The organism is Streptomyces sp. NBC_00249 (assembly GCF_026342355.1).
GTDB lineage: Bacteria > Actinomycetota > Actinomycetes > Streptomycetales > Streptomycetaceae > Streptomyces.
The window spans coordinates 1-22953 of the sequence record NZ_JAPEMV010000012.1 but is presented as its reverse complement, the minus strand read 5'-3'; the positions used below and the strand labels follow the sequence as shown (position 1 = coordinate 22953).

The 22953-nt window shown below is 71.6% G+C and carries 25 protein-coding genes; 14 read left to right on the top strand and 11 right to left on the bottom strand.

The window, feature by feature from the left end; all coding sequences use genetic code 11:
- Nucleotides 1-26: 26 nt before the first annotated feature.
- A complete protein-coding gene (locus OOK31_RS37265; RefSeq protein WP_267091877.1) occupies nt 27-1046 on the bottom strand; it encodes an acyltransferase domain-containing protein in 1020 nt (339 codons plus the stop codon).
- Nucleotides 1047-1089: 43 nt separating this feature from the next.
- Entirely contained in the window at nt 1090-2037 is a 948-nt protein-coding gene (locus OOK31_RS37260) for an SRPBCC family protein (protein ID WP_267091876.1), read from the bottom strand.
- A 171-nt stretch (nt 2038-2208) separates the two neighbouring features.
- Between OOK31_RS37260 and OOK31_RS37255 the strand changes: the two genes are divergently transcribed.
- A complete protein-coding gene (locus tag OOK31_RS37255; RefSeq protein ID WP_267091875.1) occupies nt 2209-2649 on the top strand; it encodes a nuclear transport factor 2 family protein in 441 nt (146 codons plus the stop codon).
- A gap of 94 nt (nt 2650-2743) precedes the next feature.
- Here OOK31_RS37255 and OOK31_RS37250 read toward each other — a convergent pair whose 3' ends face one another.
- Both OOK31_RS37250 and OOK31_RS37245 read right to left on the bottom strand, forming a co-directional pair.
- Nucleotides 2744-3514 carry a cyclase family protein gene (locus OOK31_RS37250; protein ID WP_267091874.1) on the bottom strand — a complete coding sequence of 257 codons (771 nt, stop codon included), beginning with the start codon at nt 3512-3514 and terminating at the stop codon, nt 2744-2746.
- A gap of 9 nt (nt 3515-3523) precedes the next feature.
- Nucleotides 3524-5191: an FAD-dependent oxidoreductase gene (locus tag OOK31_RS37245; RefSeq protein WP_267091873.1), complete on the bottom strand. Its 1668-nt coding sequence runs from the start codon at nt 5189-5191 to the stop codon at nt 3524-3526.
- Between the two features lie 152 nt (nt 5192-5343).
- On the opposite strand from OOK31_RS37245, the gene OOK31_RS37240 reads away from it, so the two are divergent.
- From OOK31_RS37240 to OOK31_RS37230, 3 genes are read left to right on the top strand one after another with little or no spacing between them, the layout of a single operon-like run.
- Nucleotides 5344-6948 (top strand): class I adenylate-forming enzyme family protein, encoded by a 1605-nt coding sequence (locus OOK31_RS37240; protein ID WP_267091872.1) that lies wholly within the window; start codon nt 5344-5346, stop codon nt 6946-6948.
- Between the two features lie 32 nt (nt 6949-6980).
- Nucleotides 6981-7277, top strand: a complete 297-nt coding sequence (locus tag OOK31_RS37235) for an antibiotic biosynthesis monooxygenase (protein WP_267091871.1) — start codon at nt 6981-6983, stop codon at nt 7275-7277.
- Entirely contained in the window at nt 7274-7972 is a 699-nt protein-coding gene (locus OOK31_RS37230) for a 4'-phosphopantetheinyl transferase superfamily protein (RefSeq protein ID WP_267091870.1), read from the top strand. Before OOK31_RS37235 ends, OOK31_RS37230 begins: the two co-directional genes overlap by 4 nt.
- Here OOK31_RS37230 and OOK31_RS37225 read toward each other — a convergent pair.
- Complete coding sequence (locus tag OOK31_RS37225; RefSeq protein WP_267091869.1) at nt 7956-8912, bottom strand: GlxA family transcriptional regulator; 957 nt, start codon at nt 8910-8912, stop codon at nt 7956-7958. The two genes, OOK31_RS37230 and OOK31_RS37225, sit on opposite strands and share 17 nt — an antisense overlap.
- 91 nt (nt 8913-9003) lie before the next feature.
- On the opposite strand from OOK31_RS37225, the gene OOK31_RS37220 reads away from it, so the two are divergent.
- Nucleotides 9004-9597 carry an MBL fold metallo-hydrolase gene (locus OOK31_RS37220; RefSeq protein ID WP_267091868.1) on the top strand — a complete coding sequence of 198 codons (594 nt, stop codon included), beginning with the start codon at nt 9004-9006 and terminating at the stop codon, nt 9595-9597.
- A 73-nt stretch (nt 9598-9670) separates the two neighbouring features.
- Nucleotides 9671-10000, top strand: coding sequence for a hypothetical protein (locus OOK31_RS37215; protein WP_267091867.1), 330 nt, complete (start codon nt 9671-9673; stop codon nt 9998-10000).
- 77 nt (nt 10001-10077) lie between these two features.
- Here the strand turns inward: OOK31_RS37215 and OOK31_RS37210 are convergent, their stop codons facing one another.
- Entirely contained in the window at nt 10078-11226 is a 1149-nt protein-coding gene (locus OOK31_RS37210) for an epoxide hydrolase family protein (RefSeq protein ID WP_267091866.1), read from the bottom strand.
- A gap of 62 nt (nt 11227-11288) precedes the next feature.
- Between OOK31_RS37210 and OOK31_RS37205 the strand changes: the two genes are divergently transcribed.
- Complete coding sequence (locus OOK31_RS37205) at nt 11289-12272, top strand: YafY family protein (RefSeq protein ID WP_267091865.1); 984 nt, start codon at nt 11289-11291, stop codon at nt 12270-12272.
- A 55-nt stretch (nt 12273-12327) separates the two neighbouring features.
- A complete protein-coding gene (locus tag OOK31_RS37200) occupies nt 12328-13302 on the top strand; it encodes an SDR family NAD(P)-dependent oxidoreductase (RefSeq protein WP_267091864.1) in 975 nt (324 codons plus the stop codon).
- A gap of 40 nt (nt 13303-13342) precedes the next feature.
- Here the strand turns inward: OOK31_RS37200 and OOK31_RS37195 are convergent, their stop codons facing one another.
- Nucleotides 13343-13645 (bottom strand): putative quinol monooxygenase, encoded by a 303-nt coding sequence (locus OOK31_RS37195; protein ID WP_267091863.1) that lies wholly within the window; start codon nt 13643-13645, stop codon nt 13343-13345.
- Nucleotides 13646-13746: 101 nt separating this feature from the next.
- On the opposite strand from OOK31_RS37195, the gene OOK31_RS37190 reads away from it, so the two are divergent.
- From OOK31_RS37190 to OOK31_RS37180, 3 genes are all read left to right on the top strand, one after another.
- Nucleotides 13747-14064, top strand: a complete 318-nt coding sequence (locus OOK31_RS37190; protein WP_267091862.1) for a helix-turn-helix transcriptional regulator — start codon at nt 13747-13749, stop codon at nt 14062-14064.
- Between the two features lie 205 nt (nt 14065-14269).
- Nucleotides 14270-14941 carry a DUF4097 family beta strand repeat-containing protein gene (locus OOK31_RS37185; protein ID WP_267091861.1) on the top strand — a complete coding sequence of 224 codons (672 nt, stop codon included), beginning with the start codon at nt 14270-14272 and terminating at the stop codon, nt 14939-14941.
- Between the two features lie 120 nt (nt 14942-15061).
- On the top strand, nt 15062-17338 hold the full coding sequence (locus OOK31_RS37180; protein ID WP_267091860.1) for a DPP IV N-terminal domain-containing protein: 2277 nt from the start codon (nt 15062-15064) through the stop codon (nt 17336-17338).
- Nucleotides 17339-17384: 46 nt separating this feature from the next.
- Here the strand turns inward: OOK31_RS37180 and OOK31_RS37175 are convergent, their stop codons facing one another.
- Nucleotides 17385-17738: a VOC family protein gene (locus OOK31_RS37175; protein ID WP_267091859.1), complete on the bottom strand. Its 354-nt coding sequence runs from the start codon at nt 17736-17738 to the stop codon at nt 17385-17387.
- A gap of 26 nt (nt 17739-17764) precedes the next feature.
- Between OOK31_RS37175 and OOK31_RS37170 the strand changes: the two genes are divergently transcribed.
- Entirely contained in the window at nt 17765-17980 is a 216-nt protein-coding gene (locus tag OOK31_RS37170; RefSeq protein ID WP_267091858.1) for a helix-turn-helix transcriptional regulator, read from the top strand.
- Nucleotides 17981-18129: 149 nt separating this feature from the next.
- Nucleotides 18130-18534 (top strand): hypothetical protein, encoded by a 405-nt coding sequence (locus OOK31_RS37165; RefSeq protein WP_267091857.1) that lies wholly within the window; start codon nt 18130-18132, stop codon nt 18532-18534.
- Nucleotides 18535-18899: 365 nt separating this feature from the next.
- Here the strand turns inward: OOK31_RS37165 and OOK31_RS37160 are convergent, their stop codons facing one another.
- On the bottom strand, nt 18900-19328 hold the full coding sequence (locus OOK31_RS37160) for a nuclear transport factor 2 family protein (RefSeq protein WP_267091856.1): 429 nt from the start codon (nt 19326-19328) through the stop codon (nt 18900-18902).
- A 261-nt stretch (nt 19329-19589) separates the two neighbouring features.
- Between OOK31_RS37160 and OOK31_RS37155 the strand changes: the two genes are divergently transcribed.
- Nucleotides 19590-19895 carry a hypothetical protein gene (locus OOK31_RS37155; protein WP_267091855.1) on the top strand — a complete coding sequence of 102 codons (306 nt, stop codon included), beginning with the start codon at nt 19590-19592 and terminating at the stop codon, nt 19893-19895.
- 1148 nt (nt 19896-21043) lie between these two features.
- On the opposite strand, the gene OOK31_RS37150 is transcribed toward OOK31_RS37155, so the two are convergent.
- Both OOK31_RS37150 and OOK31_RS37145 read right to left on the bottom strand, forming a co-directional pair.
- Nucleotides 21044-21301, bottom strand: coding sequence for a hypothetical protein (locus OOK31_RS37150; RefSeq protein ID WP_267091854.1), 258 nt, complete (start codon nt 21299-21301; stop codon nt 21044-21046).
- 1163 nt (nt 21302-22464) lie between these two features.
- Nucleotides 22465-22668, bottom strand: a complete 204-nt coding sequence (locus OOK31_RS37145) for a hypothetical protein (protein ID WP_267091853.1) — start codon at nt 22666-22668, stop codon at nt 22465-22467.
- Between the last annotated feature and the right edge of the window lie 285 nt (nt 22669-22953).

Sequence of the window (22953 nt, the reverse complement as noted above, 5' to 3'; positions counted from 1 at the left end):
CCTCGCGCGGGGCCACGGAAATGAATTCAGGAACCTTCGGAGCTGTCCGCCGCACCGGGCCGCAGGGCGGCCTCCACGGCCGTCCGCGGCACGGGCAAGCCCTCCGCGCGCAGTACCTCGGCGGCCTGCCGCAGCGACGTCCGTTCCGCCGTGTCGTCACCGGGCAGTGCCGGCAGCAGCGCGCACACGGCGCTGTGCCCGCGCCGGACCGCCGGATGCCGGCGGGCGATGCCGGCGAGCCCCCGTCCGGGACCCGCCTCCACGAGCAGGTACGGGCCGTCGGACAGCAGGGCGTCGAGGGCCGCCCAGAACAGCACCGGTTCCATGGGCTGACGCGCCCAGAAACCGGTGTCCAGGGCCTCTTCGGGGCGCAGCACCGCCGCTGTGCTGCCGGAGTACACCGTGACGGCGGGGGGCCTGCGCACCGTCCGCGCCACCACGGCCCCGGCGCCCGCCAGGGCGGGGCCGAGCACAGGACTGTGGAACGCGGTGTCCGACGGCACCGGCAGACTGTTCAGGCCCGCCGCCGCCAGCCGGTCCGCCACCTCGCCCAAGGGCCCCCGGGGACCGGCGAGCACGACGTGCCGCGGCGCGTTCACGGCGCCGACGACCACGTCACGCCCGAGGTACGGCTCGACCTGCGCGACACTCGCCGCCACCGCGAGCATGCCCCCCGGGGGAGCGGCGCCGACCCGGGAGACCCTGTCGAGTACGAGCAGCGCGGCATCCCGTACGGAGAACACACCCGCGAGCGCCGCCGCCGCCATCTCGCCGACGCTGTGGCCGAGCAGCGCCGCAGGCCCGGCGCCCCAGCTCGACACGAGCCGGCCCAGCGCGTAGTCCACCGCGAACAGCAGCGGCTGGGCCAGCGCGGCGTCGTCCAGCGGCCCGGCTCCGTCCAGCCACCGCCCGCGCAGGCCGGGCCCCGCCGGACCGAAGGCGTGGAACACCTCGTCCATCGCCGCCGTGAAGACCGGCTCGCAGGTGTACAGGCCTGCCGCCATCCGCGGGTACTGGGCGCCCTGACCGGGCAGCAGCAGTGCCACCCGGCGAGGACCGTCCGTCAGGGAATGGCCCGGGCCCGGGCGCTCAGTGCCCGGCACGCTCTTCCGCGTACTCCTTGGACAGCCGCAGGTTGCCCATGCTGTTGGCACTGAGGATGCGGCGCAGGTACTTGCGGGCACCTTCCACCGTCATGCCTTCGCCGAGCAGGTGCAGCCCCTCGGGACGGATGGTCGCCGTGTGCCGGGAGCTCACGACGACGCCCTCCGGCGTCTCCGTGAACAGCCAGTGGCCCGTGTGCGCGAACATGGTCTTCGGGGGGCGCGTCTGCTTGTAGACGATCTTGTGGTTCGGCAGGCAGATGCGCACCGAACGCGTCGTGTGCTCGGAACCGTCCGAGGACTTGGTGTCCATGTCGAAGAACTGGATGTTCGGAGTGTTCTCCTCCAGCTCCAGCCGCAGCACGTGGGGGATGCGGTCGGGCCACTTGTCGGCCTCGTAGAGGTACGCGTACGCGTCCTCCACCGAACCCGCCACGAAGAGCGGGTCCTCGAAGGAGATGATCAGCCGCTCCAGCTCGTCGGCGTTCTCCGCCGCGTAGTGCAGCGTGTTCAGGTACGCGCGGCTCCCGAGCTGCATCGACTCCACCCGCTGCGCCGCCACGGACTCGTCGTCCTCCAGCAGCGTGAACGCGTGGTGCATCCGCACCAGCGTCTTCCCGTTCGGCTGCTCCTCGAAGTCGAATCCGCCGCTGACGGTCGCGAACGGCGCGTTCGCGGGCTCGTGCGTGAACCGCACGTCCCCCGAGGCGGTCACCTCGCGGCGCGCGTCCCACGTACGGACCGTGTGGTCGTCCACCACGGACCAGTGGCGGATCAACTCGCCGTGGTCGCCGCTCTCCAGGATCTCGGCGTGCACCGCCGGTCCGTGCAGCTGGACCCAGGCCTCCACGTCGACGACGATCCGGCGGACGACGTCCACCGGAGCGGAGACGAGCGCCTTCTCTTCGACCTGGTACGTCTTCTCTGCTGGCATAAGGAGTCCCCTGATCCACTCGCGAAGGTCATCTGCGCCAGCACCATGCCCGCCGCACTTGGAGACGTCTTCGAGGCGACGTCAAAACCGGAGCCTCCAACCGTGCTCGAAACCGGTCGGGGACGGTGCCCCGTGACCGCCACGGACAGCCGAGCACACGGGAGCACCGAAGTGACCACCCAGCAGGAGACCGCACGCGTTTCCGCCGAGGACTACGCCCAGGTCCAGCAGTTCTACGCCGAGCACATGCAGCTGCTCGACGCCGGATCCGTCGACGCATGGGCGCTGACCTTCACCGAGGACGCCGTCTTCGACGTACCGACCCTGCCCGCGCCGATGCGCGGACGCGAGGCCCTGCGGGAGTCCCTGCGCCGCACCACGGAGGAACTCGCGGCCGCCGGCGTGCAGCGCAGGCACTGGCACGGCATGGTGGCCGTCTTCCCGCAAGGCGACGGCACGCTGCGGGTCCGCTGCTACGCCCTGGTCTTCTCCACCCCGCAGGGGCAGCAGCCCGCTCTGCACCGGGTCTGTGTCTGCGAGGACGTCCTGGTCCGAGAGGAGGGCAGGCTCCTGGTCCGGACCCGCAAGGTCACCCGGGACGACCTCCCGTAGGCCGAAGGAGACGACCCGGACCGCCCGGACGGACGACGGCGGCGGATCAGGCAGGCCGGGGAAAGCCTGCCGGATCCGCCGCCGCCACACTCGCTCAGTCGACGAAGGCGACCGCCCTCGCCCAGCCCGCTCCGGCGTTCACCAGCTTCACGGGCAGGCAGGACACCGTGAAGTCGCCGTCCGCGGGCAGCGCGTCCAGGTTCGCCAGCCGCTCGATCTGGCAGTACTCGCGCTCACGCCCCACGAAGTGCGCGGGCCACAGGACACTCCGGTCACCGGTCCGCCGGAACTCCTCGATCATGTACGTGAAGGGCGCGTCCAGGCTGAAGGCGTCCGTGCCGATCACCTTCACCCCCAGGTCGAGCAGCAGATGGGTCGCCGAGGCGTCGAGCCCCACGAAATCGGTGAAGTACTCCGGCGTCCCCGCGATCCTGTCCGCACCGGTGTTCAGCATGACGATGTCCATCGGCCGGGGCTCCCGCCCGATCCGGTCGAACTCGCGGCGCAGCACGTCCGCGCCCGCGGCCCCGACCGGCTCGCCCGTCAAGTCGAGCACCATGCCGGGCCGCACGAACCAGTCGAGGGGCATCTGATCGATGTGGCGCGGTTCGCCGTACGCCGCCGTGGACCCGTAGTGCGACGGCGCGTCCACGTGCGTACCGGTGTGCGTCGTGAGCTTGACCGTGTCGAGGGAGAGCAGCTCACCCCCCGGCAGATCGTCCGGATCGAATTCCAGTCCGTACCGTTCTCGCATGCCCTCGGCCATGTGCCGGCCGCCCTCGGCCGGCGACATGACCTCGTGCTCGACGGGATTGGGCTCCCACACCGTCGCGTCGATGGGCGTGGACAGGTCGATGATGCGCATGACTCCCTCTCAGCGCGCCGCGCCCGGGCGGGCGGGCAGCAAGTGGACACGCCGGAGCAGGTTCTCCAGTCCGGCACCTTCGTCGAGCGGGCCCAGGGCGGCGAGATACCCGTCCGGGCGGATCAGGGCGCAGGACGGGCCCGCGCCCTGCCTCAGGGCGTTCCGCACCCGGTCCTGCGGGTCGTGCAGCGGCTCGGGCCCGTCACCCGCCGCAGCCGTCTCCGCCGCGCTCACCACCCGTACGGACACGGCGGCGCGGTACGCCTCGTGGGCACGTCCCACGGCATCCGGGACACCACCGGGACCCGGGAAGACCAGCAGCGTCCAGCGCGGATCGGTCAGCTCCGCGCACACCGCCCGCCATCCCGCACTGCTGCTCAGCTCCTCGTCGGAACAGGCCACGCGGTCACCCGGCCGGACCCCGTCGGGCCCGGAACCCGCTGCGGCGGCCGCCGGGGGCGCGACGGTCAGCGGACTGGAGCGGTAGTGCAGTGCGAGCCCGGACATGCCGTGCAGGATCTTGCGCTCCAGCCGGCGCTTGAGCGGCCCCAGCAGGTTCAGCAGCGCGGTGCCCACGGGCAGCAGCACCGGCGCGGCCGCGTTGCGCAGCGCGATCAGCCGGGTGGCGGTCCGGGTCGAACCGAGCAGGATCTCACCGACCGGCACCCGCTCGGCGCTGTACGTGTCCAGCAGGCCCTCCTCCGCCTGCCCGCCCATCACCGCTGCCAGCTTCCAGGCGAGGTTGTGGCCGTCCTGGATGCCGGTGTTCATGCCCTGCCCGGACGCCGGACTGTGCACATGAGCGGCGTCACCTGCCAGGAAGCACCGGCCGGAGCGCATGTTCTCCACCATGCGCTGGCGGATCGTGAACACCGACGTCCAGGTCAGTTCCTTGACCCGGACCGGCCTGCCGAGCCCCTCCGACATCTTCGCCTCGAAGCGGGCCCGCACCACCTCCGGCCGCTCCTCGTCACCGACGTCGTCGGTGTCCAGGAGCCGCCACTTCCCCGGCTCCGGGAACGGCACCATGAGGATGGTGCCGCGGGACAGGTGCATCCAGTGCAGGCTGTCCCGGGGGAGTTCCGTGTCGATGAAGGCGTCCGCCACCATCCACCGCTCCGAGGAGTCGCCGAGCAGCTCGACACCCAGCTGCTTGCGCACCGTACTGTGCGCTCCGTCGGCGCCGACCAGCCACTGCGCCCCGTACTCCTCGGCCCGGCCGTCCGCGTGGCGCAGGTGCGCCGTGACACTGTCCGGCCCGTTGTCCAGACGTTCCAGCGAGACCCCCCACTCCACGTCCACATCGGCCGCCGCCAGCCGCTCCCGCAGCACCTGCTCCGTCAGCACCTGGTCGACCTGCAACGTGAAGGGGAAGCGGGTCGGAATCCGCGAGTAGTCCGTGCCGAGACTGGTCAGCACCCGCCCGGCCCGGTGCATCGTGAAGTTCTCCACCTGCTGCCCGAGGGCCAGCAGGTCGGGCAGGATCCCCATCTGGTGGTAGACCTCGAGGGTCCGGGCATGGGTCGCCGTGGCACGGCTGGTCGTCGCCGGGCCCGTGGCCCGGTCGACGACCCGCACCCGCACACCCCTGCGGACGAGTTCGTAGGCGGTCGTCAGCCCGACCGGACCGGCCCCGGCGACCAGTACGACCGCGCCACCCGTTGTTCTCGTGCTCATCAGCTCTCCATTTCGCCCTGCGATCCGGGCCACCCTGCCCGGCCGGTTTGGACGCTGTTCGGAACCTCGTTGGAGGACCTCCGAGAGCCCTCCCCATCCGGCTTCCGACCCTCGTCGAACCTCTTTCGAAGCCGCACCGGCACAGTGCGCCCATGACGACCACCGATTCCGTCGGTACGACCGGCTCGGCGATGGCCGGACCGCCGCTCGACACCATCGCCCACCTGATCGCGGGGCCCCGCGTGGACCACGTCCTGCGCCGTGCCGCCGGCCGCTCGCCCGCCCGTACGGCGCTGCGTTCGCCTGCCGGCGCCACCAGCTACGCCGAACTGGACGCCCAGGTGGACGCCTTCGCCGCCGGCCTGCGGGCGCTGACCGGCGAAGGCGCCGTCGTCGCCCTCGCCTCCGTGCTCGACCCGGTGTTCGCCCAGGCCTTCTTCGGCATCGCCCGCTCCGGCAACACCAGCGCCCTGGTCAACCCGCTGCTCCCGGAGGAGCGGATCACCCACGTCCTGCGCTCCTGCCAGGCCCGCGTCGTGATCGTCAGCCCCTCGATGCTGCCCGTGCTCACCAAGGTCCGCGACCGGCTCGGCGAGCTCGAACACATCCTGCTGACCCACCGCGAGCCCGACACGGCTCCGGACGCGGCCGACCTCATGACCGTCGGGGAACTCGCCGCACAGGCACCCGCCTTCACCGAACCGGCGACCGCGGACCCCGACGCCGTGGCCTGCCTGCAGTTCACCAGCGGCACCACCGGAGCGCCCAAGGCGGTGCGGCTGAGCCACCGCAACCTCACGGTCAACGCCGCCCAGACCGCCCACATGCACCAGGTCGACGAGCACTCCGTCCTCTTCAACCACCTGCCGACCCTGCACCTGATGCACGTCACCGTCGCCGCCACCGCCGCCGCCACCCACGTGCTCTGGCCCGACGCGGACGTGGCGGCCGCCGTCACCGCCGCCGACGCCTGCCGGGCGACGCACTACTACAGCCTGCCCGTACGACTGGCTGAACTGGCAGCGGACCCCCGCCTCCGCGAACTGGAGGCTCCGGCCCTGCGCGCGGTCCTCTCCGGAGGCTCGGCCCTCTCCCCGGACGCGGCCGGCGTGCTCAGCCAGCACTTCGGCGTCCCCGTGGTCCAGGGCTACGGACTCGCCGAAACCTCCCCGACCACGCACCTGTCCGACCTGGACCGCCCCCGATCCGGATCCTCCGGCGTGCTCGTACCCGGTGCCGAGAGCCGGATCGTCGACCCCGTCACCCGCGCCACCCTGCCCGTCGGCGAACGCGGCGAGATCCAGGTCCGCGGACCCCAGCTGATGCTCGGCTACCTCGGACGCGACCGGGCGCTCGACCTGGACGCCGACGGCTGGTTCTCCACCGGCGACATCGGCTGGACCGACCGGGACGGCAGCCTCTTCGTGGTCGACCGGATCAAGGACGTCTTCAAGTGCGACAACTGGCTGGTGTCACCCACGGAGATCGAACGCGTCCTCCTGCGCCACGCCGCCGTCGCCGACTGTGTCGTCGTCGACGTCCCCCACGAAACCAGGGGCGCCGTCGCACATGCCCTGGTCGTCCCGACGGACCCCGACTGCCGGCCGCAGGACCTCATCGACCACGTCAACACCAAGCTGCCCTACTACGAGCACCTGCACCGCATCGCCCTCGTCGAGGGCATCGCGCGCTCGGCCACCGGGAAGGTCCAGCGCCGCGCATTGCGCGAGGACTACCTCCGGGACCAGCAGAACTGACGGACAGACATACCCACCGAAAGGCAGTCCCCATGCACGTCTTCATCAACCGCTACACCGTGACCGGCGACATCGAGGAGTTCCGGCGCCTGCTCGGGCAGCTTTCCGCGCACATGCGCGCCCAGCCCGGCTTCCACTCCCACCAGCTGTACCGCTCCGCGCGCGACGAGAGGACCTACGTCGAGCTCGCCGAGTGGACCGACCCCGACTCCCACCGCCAGGCCCTGGCCGGGGAGGGCTTCCAGGGGCCGGTGGCCGAGCTGCGCAAGCTCGCCACCGCCGACCCGGCCCCCTTCGAACTGCTCTCCGAGTACCGCGCGGCGCGGTGAGCCCGGGCGAGGTGGACCTGTGGGACCTGCGCCTGCCCGACCGGGACGACGGCGACGGCCTCCTGGACACCTCCGACCTCGATGACCGGGAACGGGCCAGGGCGGCCAGGTTCGTCAGCCCCCGCAGCAGGGCGCGCTACGTGGCCGCCCACATCGCCCTGCGGCGCGTGCTGTCCACGTACCTGGGCCTGCCCGCCGGGGAGCTGGCCTTCGGCCGCGACCCCTGCCCGGGCTGCGGCGGGCCGCACGGCCGCCCCGTCCTGACCGGATCCGGCTCCGTACCGCACTTCTCCCTCTCGCACAGCCGCGGCCTGGCCGTCGTCGCGGTCGCCGCCACCCCGGTCGGCGTCGACGTGCAGTACGTCCCGCCCGCGCGGACGGTGGAGCGCTGCGCACCCGCGCTCCACCCGCGGGAACAGACGGAGCTGGCCGCCGTGCCCGAGGTCCGCCGCCCCGAGGCCTTCGCCCGCCTGTGGGCCCGTAAGGAGGCCTATCTCAAGGGCATCGGCACCGGCCTCTCCCGCAGCCCCGCGGCGGACTACCTCGGCGACGACCCCCGCGCCCACCCCCTGGGCTGGCGCGTGCACGACCTCACGGGCCACCCCGCCGCCCTCGCCCTGAACTCCTCCGCCCCGCCCCGCCCGATACCGCGCACCCTTCGCCTGCCGCGGCGACGCCCTACGTCACCCGCGTGAACGACCGCCGGTACACGCGCGGCGGCACCCCCCGGCGCCGCACGAACTGCGCGCGCAGCACCGCCGCGCTCCCGTAGCCGACGAGCCGGGCGACCTCCTCGACCGGCAGGTCGGTCGTCTCCAGCAGCTCCTCGGCCCGGCTGAGCCGCAGCCCCAGCAGCCAGGCGTGCGGGGTCGTGCCGGTCGCCGCGCTGAAGCGGCGCGCGAAGGACCGCCGGCTCATCAGGGCCCGGGAGGCCAGCTCCGCGACCGGCAGCGGCTCGTGCAGGTGCTCCCGCGCCCACGCCAGTACGTCCGCGAGCCGCTCGTCCCGGCAGTCCTCGGGGACGGGCGTGGCCAGGTACTGGGCCTGCCCGCCGTCCCGGTGCGAGGGCAGCACCAGATCGCGGGCGATGGCGTTGGCCGTCGCCGCACCGTGCTCCCGGCGCAGCAGGTGCAGGCACAGGTCGAAGCCGGCGGCGGCCCCCGCACCCGTGATGACCCGCCCCTCGTCGACGTACAGGGCGTCGGGTTCGACGGTCACCTCCGGGTGCCGCTCGGCCAGCAGCGCCGCGAACCGCCAGTGGGTGGTCGCCCGCAGCCCGTCGAGCAGCCCGGCCGCGCCCAGCGCGAACGCGCCGACGCAGTGCCCCGCCACCAGCGCGCCCCGCGCGTGCGCCGCCACCAGCGCCTCCAGCACCGCCGGCGCCGGCGGCGTACGGAACCGCGCCCACGGCAGGGCGATCACCAGATCGGCGGCGGCCAGCCGCTCCAGGCCGTGCGAGACCAGCAGCGGCAGCCCGACATCGGTACGGACCTCCCCCGGCCGGTCGGTGCACAGCGCGAAGTCGAACGCGGGCAGCCCCTGGCCGCGCGCGTCGAAGACCTCGGAGACGATGCCGGCCCCGAGCATGCCCACACCGTGCGGGGCGTAGGCGGCGACGGTCACGAAAGGAGGCATCCGCAGAGTCTGCCACGCGTGGCCCATTTCCTGCGATCAGTGGCAGCACGGCCACTCGTGAACGGCCCGCCCCGCGACCAGACTTCAGGACATGACAGACGCCCCGCTCGGCCGCAGCGCCCAGTACACGATCCTGACCACCGGCTACACCCTCTCCACCGGCCCCGGGGTCGCCGCCACCGTCTCCTACGTCACCGACGGCGAGCACCACGTGATCGTCGACCCCGGCATGGTCGCCGGCCGCGACCGGATCCTCGGCCCGCTCGCCGCCCTGGGCCTCGGCCCCGACGACATCACCGACGTGGTCCTCAGCCACCACCACCCGGACAACACCATGAACGTCGGCCTGTTCGGCCGCGCCCGCGTCCACGACCACAAGGCGATCTACCAGGACGACCAGTGGACCGACCGCGACGCCGAGGGATACGAACTCACCCCGTCCCTGCGCCTGATCCGCACCCCCGGCCACAGCCCCGAGGACATCACCCTGCTGGCGGGCACCGACGAGGGCGTCACCGCCTTCGTGGGCGACCTGTGGTGGCGCCCCAACGGCCCCGTCGACGACCCGGTGGCCCCCGACCACGACGTCCTGCGCACCTCCCGGCTGCGGGTCCTGGCCACCGCCGACGTCATCGTCCCCGGCCACGGCCCCGCCTTCCCGGCCGACGACACCGCCCCGCGCTGATGAGTACGGCCGGCGGCCCCGCCTGAGTACGACCGCTCAGGCGCGGGCGCCCCGGCCCCGCTTGACTGTCCCCATGCTCGACACGACGACGACCACCACCACCCGGACCGGCGGCGCGGTGCCCGCCTGGACCACCGCCTTGACGGTGCTGCTGCTCCCCGTGGCCTTCCTCTTCGGCGGCCTCGCCCCGATGGCCGCCGACAGCTGCGGCCCCGACCACTGCTCCCGGAGCCTCGACAACACCCTGGCAGCGGTCTACTTCCTCTGGCTCGCGAGCTGGACGGCCACCCCGGCCCTCACCCTGGCCTCCTGGTTCGCCCCCCACCCCACGGCCCGCCGCTGGACCGCCTGGACCGCCCTCTTCCCGCCCGCGACGGTCATCCTCCTGACCCTCGGCCTCTGAGCCACGGTCCCCGGTCGAAGGCCACTGAACCGGCGCGGCCGCAGGGAGGACCCCGCGGCCGCACGGCCGCCTCGTCGTCAGCCGCCGAGCGTACGGAAGAAGGCGCGGACGTCGGTGACGAACGCCTCCGGCTGCTCCAGCGCGAGGAAGTTCCCGCCGCGCTCCAGCTCCGTCCAGCGGGTGACGTTGTGGTCCCGCTCCGCGAACCGGCGGATCGCCACGTCGGTGCCCAGGGCGACGGCCACACCCGTGGGTACGGTGCCGCGCGGCTTCGGGGCCCAGGCGCCCGGGTCGTGGCCCGCCTCGTAGTACAGGTTCGCCGAGGAGCCCGCCGTACCGGTGAACCAGTAGACGCTGACGTTGGTCAGCAGCCGGTCGCGGCCCACGGCGTCCTCCGGCAGCTCGGCGGCCGGATCCGTCCACTCCTTGAACTTCTCGGCGATCCAGGCCAGCTGGCCGACCGGCGAGTCGTGCAGCCCGTAGGCGAGGGTCTGCGGACGGGTCGACTGGATGGCGTTGAAGCCCATCTTGTCCTGCTGGAAGTCCTCCAGCCGGGCCAGCCGCTCCTGCTCCGACGCCGTCAGCCCCTCGAACTCGGCGGGATCCCCGGACGGGAAGGTGATCAGGCCGTTGACGTGCACGCCGACGACCCGGTCGGGTGCCTGCCGCCCCATCTCGGCAGCGATCCAGGCCCCGCCACCCGTCCCCTGCACCCCGTACGAGCCGTAGCCGAGCCGCCCCATCAGCTCGACGAACGCACCCGCGATGCGCCCCGTGTTCCAGCCGGCCTCGCCGAGCGGACCGGAGAAACCGGTGCCGGGCGTCGAGGTCACCACGACGTGGAAGTCCTCCGCCAGCGGCCGGACGACCTCCGCGAACTGCACGAACGAGCACGGCCAGTCGTGCAGCAGCAGCAACGGCACCGCCGCCGGGTTCTGCGAACGGACGTGCAGGAAGTGGATGTTCTGGCCGTCGATCCCGGTGGTGAACTGCGGGAACTCGTTCAGCTCCGCCTCCGCCTTGCGCCAGTCGAAACCGTCGGCCCAGTACGCCGCCAGCTCCTTGAGGTAGCCGGTCGGCACCCCCCGGCTCCAGCCGGCGCCGGGAATCTCGCTGCCCCAGCGGGTACGCGCCAGCCGCTCCCGCAGGTCGTCGATCTCCTCCTGCGGGACATCGATACGGAAGGGGCGGACCAGGGCGTCGGTGCTGCTCGTGTTGTTCTCCATGCCTCCGACAGTATTCTCAATATAGGCACGACACCTTCCTAATTACCCAACAGGCTGGCCCCATGCTCGACACCTCCGCACGGCTGCTCCGCCTGCTCTCCCTGCTGCAGACCCCCCGGGCCTGGCCCGGATCCGAACTGGCCGAACGCCTCGGGGTGAGCGGCCGCACCGTCCGCAACGACGTCGAACGGCTACGGGAACTCGGCTACCCCGTCGACGCCGCCCGAGGATCCACCGGCGGCTACCGCCTCGGCGCCGGGGCCGCGATGCCCCCGCTGCTGCTCGACGACGAGGAGGCCGTCGCCGTGACCCTCGCCCTGCGCACCGCCGCACAGGGCGCCGTCCCCGGCACTGAGGAGACCTCCCTGCGTGCACTGGCCAAGCTGGAACAGGTACTGCCCTCCCGGCTGCGCCGCCGCGTACGGACCCTCCAGGCGTACACCCTGGCCGTGCCGGACGACCGGCCCGCCCCGACCCTCTCCGCGGACGTACTGACCACCCTGGTGTCCGCCTGCCGCGACCGCGAACGACTGCGCTTCGACTACCTGGACCACACGGGATCGGCCACCCGCCGCGTCGTGGAACCGTACCGGGCCGTGAACTGGGGCCGACGCTGGTACCTGGTGGCGTGGGACGTCGAACGCGAGGACTGGCGGACCTTCCGCGTCGACCGGATCCAGCCCCGCACCCCCACCGGACCGCGCTTCACCCCGCGCGAACCGCCCGGCGGCGACGCCGCGGCGTACGTCGCCCGAGGGGTGTCCGCCGCGGCCTGGCGCCACCACGCGCGGGTGACCGTACACGCCCCGGCGGCGGCGGTCGCCGAGCGGATCAACCCCGCCGTCGGCACGGTCGAGGCCCTCGACACCGACACCTGCGTCCTGATCACCGGTGCGGACACCCTCCAGACCCTCGCCACCTACCTCGGCATGCTCGACTTCGACTTCGAGGTCACCGAACCCGCGGAACTCCTCACCCACCTCCGCCGGCTCGCCGACCGCTACGCCCGCTCCACACCCCCCGCCGACACCCGCGACCCCGCCTGAGAGCCGAGCTGCCCGCCTTGACATGGAGCGCACTCCAATTCGTACCGTCCCGTCCATGACCACACCTCAGCTCAGCACCGGATCAGGGTTCGGAGCCCGCAGCACCGCCGCCGACGTCCTGCACGGGAGGGACCTCTCCGGCCGGCTCGCGCTCGTCACCGGCGGCTACTCGGGACTCGGCCTGGAGACGACCCGCGCCCTCGCCGCCGCCGGCGCCCACGTGGTGGTCCCCGCCCGGCGCCCCCTGACGGCGAAGGAGGCGCTCGACGGCATCGAGGACGTCGAGGTCGACGAACTCGACCTCTCCGACCTGGAAAGCGTCCGGGACTTCACAGGGCGCTTCCTCGCCTCGGACCGCCCCCTCGACATCGTCATCAACAACGCCGGGATCATGGCCTGCCCGGAAACCCGGGTCGGCCCCGGCTGGGAGGCCCAGTTCGCGGTCAACCACCTCGGCCACTATGCGCTCGTCAACCGGCTCTGGCCGGCGCTCGCCCGCGGCGGCGGCGCCCGCGTCGTCTCCGTCTCCTCCGCCGGCCACCACTGCTCGGGCATCCACTGGGACGACGTCCACTTCCGGGACGGCTACGACAAGGTACGCGCCTACGGCCAGGCGAAGACGGCCAACGCCCTCTTCGCGGTGCACCTCGACACGCTCGGCCGGCCCATGGGCGTGAGGGCGTTCTCCCTGCACCCCGGCAAGATCCTCACCCCGCTGCAACGCCACCTCACCACCGGGGAGATGGTCGCCGCGGGCTGGATCGACGAGGACGGCCACCTGGTGGACCCCACCTTCAAGACGCCCGAGCAGGGCGCCGCGACCCAGGTCTGGGCAGCGACCTCGCCCCACCTGGACGGCATGGGCGGCGTCTACTGCGAGGACTGCGACATCGCCGAGCCCGCCGCGACCGACGACGACTCCATGACCGGCGTACGCGACCACGCCACCGACCCCGAGCAGGCCGCACGCCTGTGGACGCTCTCGGCCGAACTCACCGGCGTCGACGCGTTCGCGACCACCACCCCGTAACCGCAGGTCACCGGCGGGCGACGAAGGGGGGCCGTCCTGGCTAGAAGGGGCTGTGCACGGTGAGGAAGCGGACGTCGAGGTCGCTCTCCAGGTAGTCCATGCGCCGCTCCCAGAAGGCCTGCATGTGGGGGAGGGCGAGATGGGCGTCGAGATCGGCCTGGGAGCGCCACGCCTCGTAGAAGACGAAGACGCCGGGCTCGTCGCGGTCCTCGTGGAAGTGGTACTCCAGGCACCCGGCCTCCTGCCGGGTCGGCTCGACGAACGAGAGCAGGAGCTCCTTCAACTCCTCGGCGCGCCCGGGCTTGGGGCGAGCGGTACCGACGAGTGCGAACGGCTGAGTCATACAGGGTCCCTTCCCCGCTAGGTACGATTGATCTCGTACCTAGTGGACGCTACCGAACCCGTAGGTACGATGCAATCCGTACCTAGAGAGAGGTGTCCCGCATGCCCGACAGCGAAGGCCACCCGGGCATCGAGGAGATCGAACTCGGCCCGGTACTAGCGGCCCTGGCCGATCCGCTGCGCCGCCGCGTCGTACGCGAACTGGCAGCCGAACCCGACGGCGCCGCGCGCACCTGCAGTTCCTTCGGCCTGCCGGTCTCCAAGGCGACCGTCACGCACCACTTCCGCGTACTGCGCGAGGCCGGACTGATCCGGCAGGTCGACCGGGGCAACAGCCGGATGGCCGGCCTGCGCCGCGCCGACATCGAGCAGCGGTTCCCCGGATTGCTGGCCATCGTGTCGGCCGAGCCGCGCCAGTGACGTCATAGCGTTCACTTCCAATCCATTGCAATGCAAAGGGGCCTGTTGTTGCGTTAGGTTCCAGCCCCGTTGCAACAATTTCAAGGCTCTGACCTGCAATAACAACGATCCAGCGCAACACAGGTGTTGGCGGTTCTTCGAACGCAACGTAGCTTTTCCATCGTCAGAAACGAACGCAGCGAAGCGAAACGAAGGAAGAGCCACCATGCAGAAGTTCGCCACCACCACCGCCGTCTCCGCCGTCCTGGACATCCCCGCGGGCCGGATCCAGTTCATCGCCGCCGACCGCTCCGACGCCACGGTCGAGGTCCGTCCCGCGGACGCCTCGAAGAGCCGCGACGTGAAGGCCGCCGAGCAGGTCCTCGTCTCCTACACCGACGGTGTCCTGCGGATCGCCGCCCCCGAGGCCAAGAGCAAGGTGTTCGGCAACTCCGGCGCCGTCGAGATCACCGTCCAGCTCCCCGCCGGCTCCCGTGTCGAGGCGAAGACCGCGACCGCGGAGGTCCGTGGTGTCGGCCGCCTGGGCGAGGTCGTCCTCGACAGCGCCCACGGCACCGTCAAGCTCGACGAGACCTCGGGTGCCCGCCTCACCCTCCAGGCCGGCGACCTCACCATCGGCCGCCTCACCGGCCCCGCCCACCTGGCCACGCAGAAGGGCGACATCGCGATCGCCGAAGCCACCCAGGGCGCGGTCGAACTCCGCACCGAGCACGGCAACATCACCATCGGCGCCGCCCGCGGCACCTCCGCCACCCTCGACGCCGGCACCGGCTACGGCCGCATCCACAACACCCTCAGCAACACCGACGGCCCCACCCCCGCCCTCACCGTCACCGCCACCACCGCTTACGGCGACATCACCGCCCGCAGCATTTGACACACGACCGGCCTGGCCAGCGCTTTTACCTGAGCGCTCCCCTACCGTCAGCACCGCTGCCGTGACGCCGCCACCGGTGGCACCACCACCAAAGACCGACACCGAGGACGTACGAAGAACATGAGCACCACTCAGGACTACGAGGCCGCGGAGCAGCTCCTCCACCGTCCCGCCCGCCCCGGCGCGCTCGTCGTCGGTGACAAGGTCAGGCCGCAGTGGATCGACGGAGGCACCCGCTTCTGGTACTCGGTCAGCAACGGCGTCGGCAGGCGCTTCGTACTGGTCGACCCGGCCGCCGGCACCCGCGAGCCGGCCTTCGACCACACCCGGCTCGCCACCGCACTGGCCGCCGCCTCCGGACAGCAGGTCGACCCCGAGGCCCTGCCGTTCATGGGCATCGACATAGCCCCCGAGGCCGTGGAGTTCGCCGCGTTCGGCGAGTACTGGCGCTGCCGCCTGGACGGCTACACCTGCGAGCGGGCCGAGTTCACCCCGCCCGGCAACCCGCTGGAAGTGCCGTCCCCCGACCACAAGACCGCCGTGTCCCGGCGCGGACACGACCTGTGGGCGCGCTCCCTGTCCGACGGCCGCGAATGGGCCCTGACCACCGACGGCGCGCCCGACCACGAGTACGGCTCCGGCCCGGACAGCACGGCCAACGCCACCCTCCTCCGCAAGATCGGCCTGCCGTACATGCCGCCCGCGGTGGCCTGGTCCCCCGACTCGACGAAGGTCCTGGCGCACCGCACCGACCAGCGCGAGGTCCGCCGGGCCCACCTCGTCGAAGCCCGGCCCGCCGACGGCGGCGCGCCCCACCTGCACACCCAGCGCTACGCCCACGCCGGCGACGAGCACCTCCCGCAGGCCGAGCTGGTCGTCCTGGACGTCGCCACGGGCACGGTGGTCCGCGCCCAGGCCGAACCGCTGCTCATGCCGCAGCTGTCGCCGATCACGGCCAAGTGGGCCTGGTGGGCTGAGGACGGCTCGGCGGTGTACTACCTCAGCCGGCCCCGCGACCTGCGCACGCTCACCCTGCACCGGCTCGACCCGGCCACCGGCGAGGTCACCACGGTCCTCAGCGAGGCCGGGACCACCCGCGTGGAGCCCAACCAGTACCTGTACGAGCCGCCGATCGTGCACGTCCTCGCCGACGAGGTGCTCTGGTACTCCCAGCGCGACGGCTGGGGCCACCTGTACCGCTACGACCTGCACACCGGCGAGCTGCTCGGCCAGGTCACCTCCGGACAGTGGGCCGTACGCCGGATCCTGCGGATCGACGAGGCCGAGCGCGCGGTGTACTTCACCGCCTCCGGACTGGTCGGCGAGGACCCGTACCGCCGCTCGGTGTGCCGCGCCGACCTCGACGGCTCGGGCTTCACCCGGCTCACCGACGACGACCTCGACCACGTCGTCACCGTCTCCGCCGACCAGACCTACTTCATCGACTCCGCGTCCACGGTGGACACCCCGCCGGTGACCCGGGTCCGCGACTGGACCGGACGCGTCCTGGCCGAGCTGGAGCGCGCCGACGTCAGCAAGCTCACCGCCACCGGCTGGACCCCGCCGGAACGATTCCGCGTCAAGGCCGCCGACGGCGTCACGGACATCTACGGCGTGCTGTACCACCCCCGCGGCTTCGACCCCGCCCACCGCTACCCGGTCGTCGACAACGTCTACCCCGGCCCGCAGGTCAACCGCGTCGACCCGTGCTTCGACCCCGGCGGGATGGGCCTCGACGCCGAACCCCTCGCCGCCCTGGGCTTCGTGGTGATCGCCCTCGACGGGCGAGGCACCCCGGGCCGCGACAAGTCCTTCCACGACGCCTCCCACGGCCGCCTCGCCGACGCCGGCTCCCTCGCCGACCACGTCGCGGCCCTGCGCGAGCTGTCCCTCACCCGGCCGTGGATGGACCTGGACCGGGTGGGCGCGATGGGCCACTCCGGAGGCGGGTACGCCACCGTACGGGCCATGCTGGACTTCCCCGAGGTCTACAAGGCCGGAGTCGCCCTCTCCGGGTCCCACGACACCCCCACCTTCAACCCGGGGTTCGTCGAGACCTACGACGGCGCGGACAACCCCGAGGCCTGGACCCGCTCCTCCAACGTGGCCGCCGCCGACCGCCTCGCGGGCAAGCTGCTCCTCGTCCACGGCGAACTCGACGACCAGGTCCACCCCACCCACACCCTCCGCCTCGCGGACCGACTCATCGCCGCGGAAAAGGACTTCGAACTCCTGATCGTGCCCGGGGCCGAGCACACCTTCATCGACTGCATCTCCTACGTCCGCAAGCGCTCCTGGGACTTCCTGGTCCGCGAACTCCAGGGCACGCAGCCCCCCGCCCACCGCCCGGCCCCCATCCCCCTCGGCCCCGAACTCCTCGCCGAACTGTTCGCCTGAGCGAGGTCAGGAACCAACCTCCCCCAGCACACCGCGGAGGGCCTCCTCAAGGCTCTCCGCGGTGTGACCGTGCCCGGTGAACCCCCGGCACGCTCCCCTCGTCACTCCGCTCCGGGACGGTCAGCACGACCGTACGGCCGTCCGGATCGGTCAGGGTGTGCCGCCCGGCCGCCCGGGCCGGGGAGCCGCCCGGCGCGGTCAGTCCGAGGCGCAGGTACCCGGTCTCCGGCCGCCGCGTGGCCGGGTACAGCTCCAGTACACCCCCGCCCACGAAGGTCACGGCGTAGTGCTCCGGCCCGTTCCCGTGCTTCTCCGCTACGAGCTCGAGACCGAGGCCGGCGTAGAACTCACGGCAGGCCTCCAGCCGGGCCGTATAGATCACGAGCAGATCCACGTTCACGAAGCCCTCCCAGGAGCGCCCAGGCGGTGTACGACCGGCGGACGGAACTCGGCTGGTCCCAACGCCAACTGGCGGAAGCGGCCAGCATGCGACAACCGCACGTCTCCCGGCTCGAAGCCGCCAGGAGCCTGCCGAGCCTCGACGTCCTGCGCAGAGTCGCGGAAGCCCTGGGCACCGACCTCACGGTGTCCCTCGCACCCCGCACCACGGACCACACGCCCAGCAAACCGGCTGAGGAGTAGATGACGCATTGGCGCAACCGGGTCTCCAGAGCGAGGCACCGCCACCACGGGGACAGATGGGAAGCGGCCGCGAGCGTCCTCATGATCCTCGCCCTCGTGCCTACGAGACGAACATCGGCCTGGTCACAGCAACCATCGCCCAACCACTGATGCTCGCCTCCACCGTGATGGGCTTCCGCCACCGCTTCGGGCCGCCCTGCACGGAGTGCGTCAGAGCCATGCCACTCAACCCGGCGGAACTGGCCTGGGAACACCGCCGCACCCGCGGAGTCCTATGGGCGTTCCACACCACCAGCGAATCACCTGCGCGCCTCCTCCTGTTCTGCACCCTGCACTTCGCCGTGATCCTCCTGGGCTTCGGCCCGTTGTACGGGTGGGTCGGAATACCCGGTGCGGCAGGACCGGCGAACGCCTTCTTCGCCCTCGGCCTCGTCCTCACCATGGCCATGCACTGGGCCACCCGTACGCACAACCGCTTCGCCCCCTGGTGCCCGTACTGCGACGACGCCCCCCCGGTCCCCCACCCCACCGACGACCACCCCGTACCGGCATGACGCCCCACCCCGCAGCTCACCGCCAGACGGTGTTCATCAGCACGATCGCCACGACATTCGCAAGAATGACGACAACCACACCAACCACCACCCCCCAAGCCCGCTGAGACTCATCAAACTCCACAACCCACCTCCCTCACCCCCAGTCTCCGCACCCCCACCCCACCCCGCACCTCGAACCCCCGACGAGCGCCGGGTCGACCTCGACCTCGTCGAGACCCGCACCTTCAGCTCAGGAGTCGTCTTCCTCCACTCCCAGACTTGATCCGGGCTTCAGAATGAAGCACCCGCTCGATCGCCCGACGGGCCGACTTCCGCGACGACCACCCGTGCCGCTTCCGCTCAACCAGATCTGCCACGGCGTCCTAGCGGTAGAAAGTCCGGCCGGCGGCGCCAGACGAGACCGACCACACCTCGACGATCAACCCATCGGAAACCCTGAGAATGTCGATTCCGCTCCTGGCGACCTTCCCACCGTCCTCGGCCACGAAGCTCGCAAGGTAGGGGCGCGCGACGAGCCCGGTCGGTGCGCCGTCGGCAGGCATGAGATCGACGGTGGCGGTCCCCTCCGCCGCGAACAGAAGCCCGGCGTGGGACTTGTTCCAGGCAGAGATAATCTCGGCAAGCCCCTGCGGGGTGCGGATCTCGTCGAAGGCGTCGGTGCCTGCCTGCGCATAACGCAGTACGAATTCGGGCGCCATGATCTCGTTGACGAGATCGAGGTCACCATTCCACATGGCCGTCCACCGGTCGAACAGGCCGATACCAAACGCGCGCATGCCGTTGTCGCCCACAACAACCCCCCGAGTTAAGGATCTTCGTAACGCAACGACGCTAGCAAGCACCTACGACAGTCACCGATCCACGCTCCTAAGGCTTGCCCCCCCCGGCGATGACCCCGCGACCCCGCTGGATGTGTGGCTGGCCGATGAACCGGAGCATCACGACCGGATCGGACCGGTGTCTGATCGCCGAGAAGCCGGCGCCGCACGCCGGCTACGACATGGGCGACTCCGGGCTCACCTCCAGCGACCGCGGCGGCGTCGGCGGGGTCGGTGACGGTCACCGCGACCGCGACGGTCCGCACCGTGGTGTGGTCGATGGGCGACGGCGCCACCGTCACCTGCACCGGGCCCGGCACCCCGTACTCACCGGAGCGCGGGAAGGAGAAGTCACCGGACCGCGGGCACATGTACACCCGGACCAGCGCCCAGTCCCCCGGCGGCCGTTACCCGGTCACCGCCACCACCACGTGGGACGTGGCCTGGGCCGGCGCCGGACAGACTGGCACCATCACCACCACCCGCCAGAGCCAGACGAGCCTGGCCATCGGTGAGCTCCAGGCCCTCAACGTCACCTGATCACACCGGTTGTGTAGTGGTGGTGACTACAGATGGCCGGTGAGTTCACCGGAGGCCACCAGCGCGCCCGTGACGACGGCCTGCGGGCTGGGCAAGCCAGCCCCGGGCTGAGGCTGGTGAGGGTTGCACCGGAAGGGGGCTCCACGGTTGCGTGCACCGGGGGACCGGAAGTTGCAGCGGAGGTAGGACCGGAGGTGTGACCCCCCTCTAAGCGATCATGGGCGTTTATGCAGGTCAGGCCTGGTGGGCAAGCCTGTCAAGCGCGACGACACCTCTTTGTACGCGTCAGCCGGACATGGAGGTCGGTCTCAGCACAGCCGCCGAGCCGCCGCGCGCCCCGCCACCGCTGGCCGAAGTCCGGCCAGGGCCAGTACTGGTTTCCCTCCGCCTTCCCCCATGACTCAGGTGGGGCCGGCACTGCGCCGCCGCCTACCTGGGAGCTGACCCGCATTCAAGGCCTTGGACGACCGCATCTGTCCAGCCCAGAGCACTGAATGCGGCCCTCGGCTACTTCAGGTCCACGCTCGCCCTGGCCGTCCGATGACCCGCTGGGCGCGCTTAGGAGCGCTTGGTGCCCCACCCCAGGTGCCGTCGCCTGGTTGGGGCCTCCCGGTTGGCGGTCGGTGCCGGGCCGGGCACGCGGATCTGCCGTCATGAACTGAGGGGTGGGCGTCGGCGTGTTACGAAAGGTTCTCTCGTGTCGACATCTTCTGACCTGCTGAGATTGCCTGGTCAGCGGTCGGGGGTTGCAGCATGGGGGTTGATGGCTTAGCGTCCGGCTCGGACGGGCACCCGTGTGCCCGGACGTTGAACCCCGCCCTGTGCGGGGTTTTTTGTTGCCGTGCTCCCGAAGGGCCCCGACACCGCTGGTGCCGGGGCCCTTCGGCGTGTCTGGAGGGGTAAGCGGAAGTGGACAGGACAACGGCTGTGATCTTGCTGATCGGGTGCGCCCTGCTGATGCTGGGCTGCGTCGTGGTTGTGGCGATCGTGGTCTTTGGGCGTGCTGCCAGCGAGGTTGTGGCCCGCACCCGGCGGGAGGATCTACCGACAGTGTTGGACTCGGTGGGGAGGACGCTGGGCGTGCTGGTTTCGGTGTTGGGCCGGGGCGTCCGGCAGGCACTGTCTGCTGGCGGTCAGGCAGGTGCGGCTCAGCCTGCTGCTGCATCCGGCGGTACGGCTGCCGTGCCCGGCTCGGCGGCTCCGACACCTGACGCGCAGGCAGGCAACAGGGCGGGGCTGCAGTGAAGCGCCGCAAGGTCTACGGCCCTGACCGAGATCCGGTGTCCCGGCACATCGGCGAGCCGCTGCTCGACCGTGCGCTGCGCGCCCTTCTCAAGAGGGGTGAACTGCTGCTGCTCTCCGCGTTCATGCAGGGGTTCCACGCCGATCAGATCGCCCGCCGGCACGGGCTCCAGACTTCCGTCGTGGAGAGTGCCCTGGCCGCGATGTTCCAGCGGATCAAGGAGTCTCCTGACGGGCCGGGCCTGCTCGAAGACCTGCGCTCGCGTGGCGGCCCGCGGTTCTCCTCCCTCCTCTGGGAAGAGGGCTGCTCCCAAGTTCAGGTTGTCTACCGCTGTGCCGGGGAGACCTGCGAAAGGGCGATTGTCCAGCCGTCGACCGGCCGTGCTCGCCAGTTCTGCTCGAACGCGTGCCGACAGGCGGCGTACCGCGTCCGCCGTGCCAAGCAGCTCCCTGCCTCTGCGAAGGGCCCCGCGGGCCAATCTGCCGGCATGGGCCCAGGGTTTCGGCCGCGCGAGATCTCACCCGAGCTGCCGACTCCACGCCCGGCTCAGGAACAGCACGGGTATCGCCGCTATGTGGAGGCGGAGGTCGCCCGCATTGGCAGGCCCCCAGCCCCACAGCGCCCTCTTCGGATCGTCGGGTTCAGCTGGCCCTTCTGGCAGCCCGCAGTGATCTCAGCGGTCGCAAGGGGCAGGTCGGTTCTGTCCAGGCTGCTGTCTGTCGATCGTGCCCTAGGCCGGGAGGCCATTCGAGCTCTGGCCACTCCTCGTCTTCCAACACCGCAGTTCACACTGAGGCCGACTGTGACCTTGACCAGCCCGCTGTACACGCTGCTTCCGGGCGCGAAGGGGAGCGTGGAGCCGTGTGATGTTGTGTCCTTCCCGCACACGCTTCTCTGGCACAACATGCGGCGAACCGCCGCCCCGACGACGGGACCTATCCGCTCCCAGCGGAAGGTGGGTGGCGGCCCTCGGTGGGGTGGGGGCCGCGCCCCGGTACCGCCCCCGCGTCGGCGGCGGCAGGCCGACCGGTCACCGGCCCGTCTGCAGGGGTCCCGCTCCCAGGCGTCGACGAGCAGACGTGGGCGCTGGCCGCTCGGCTGAGGCCTGCGCCGGCTGATCGACGGCCCGCTCGGCAGCGAGGCAGCCGCGGGGACCCGCAGCGGGCGGGGCGTCGGTGGTGGGGCGGGGGCCGATGCCCAGGGGGCGGCGCTCGATCATCTGGCCAGTGTCCCCTGGGTGTTCCTGGCGGGAGCGTCGGGGCTGGTGCGTGGGGGCCCGGCCGCCCCTCCGTTGGCCGGGCCGCGGTGCGCGCCCGGGTGTTGTTGTCACGGGTGCCGGTGGAGGTAGGGGAGTGCGGCGGCGGCGATGTTGGCCACGTTGAGGGCGACCTGTGAGGGGTCGGCCAGGGAGGGGATGAGGTACGCCATAGCGCCGGCGCCGAGGGACAGGAGGGCGGCCCCGGCGACCAGGAGCAGCACGGCGTTCGGCCGAGCGCCGGTCTCGGTGGTCGTGGTCTCCGTGGTCTGCACCGTCTCGAAGGTCTGGGTGACCGTCTGGGTGGTGCGGGTCGTGTGGTGCGGGGGGGGGGGGGGGGGGGGGGGGGGGGGGGGGGGGGGGGGGGGGGGGGGGGGGGGGGGGGGGGGGGGGGGGGGGGGGGGGGGGGGGGGGGGGGGGGGGGGGGGGGGGGGGGGGGGAGAGAGAGAGAGAGAGAGAGAGAGAGAGAGAGAGAGAGAGAGAGAGAGAGAGAGAGAGAGAGAGAGAGAGAGAGAGAGAGAGAGAGAGAGAGAGAGAGAGAGAGAGAGAGAGAGAGAGAG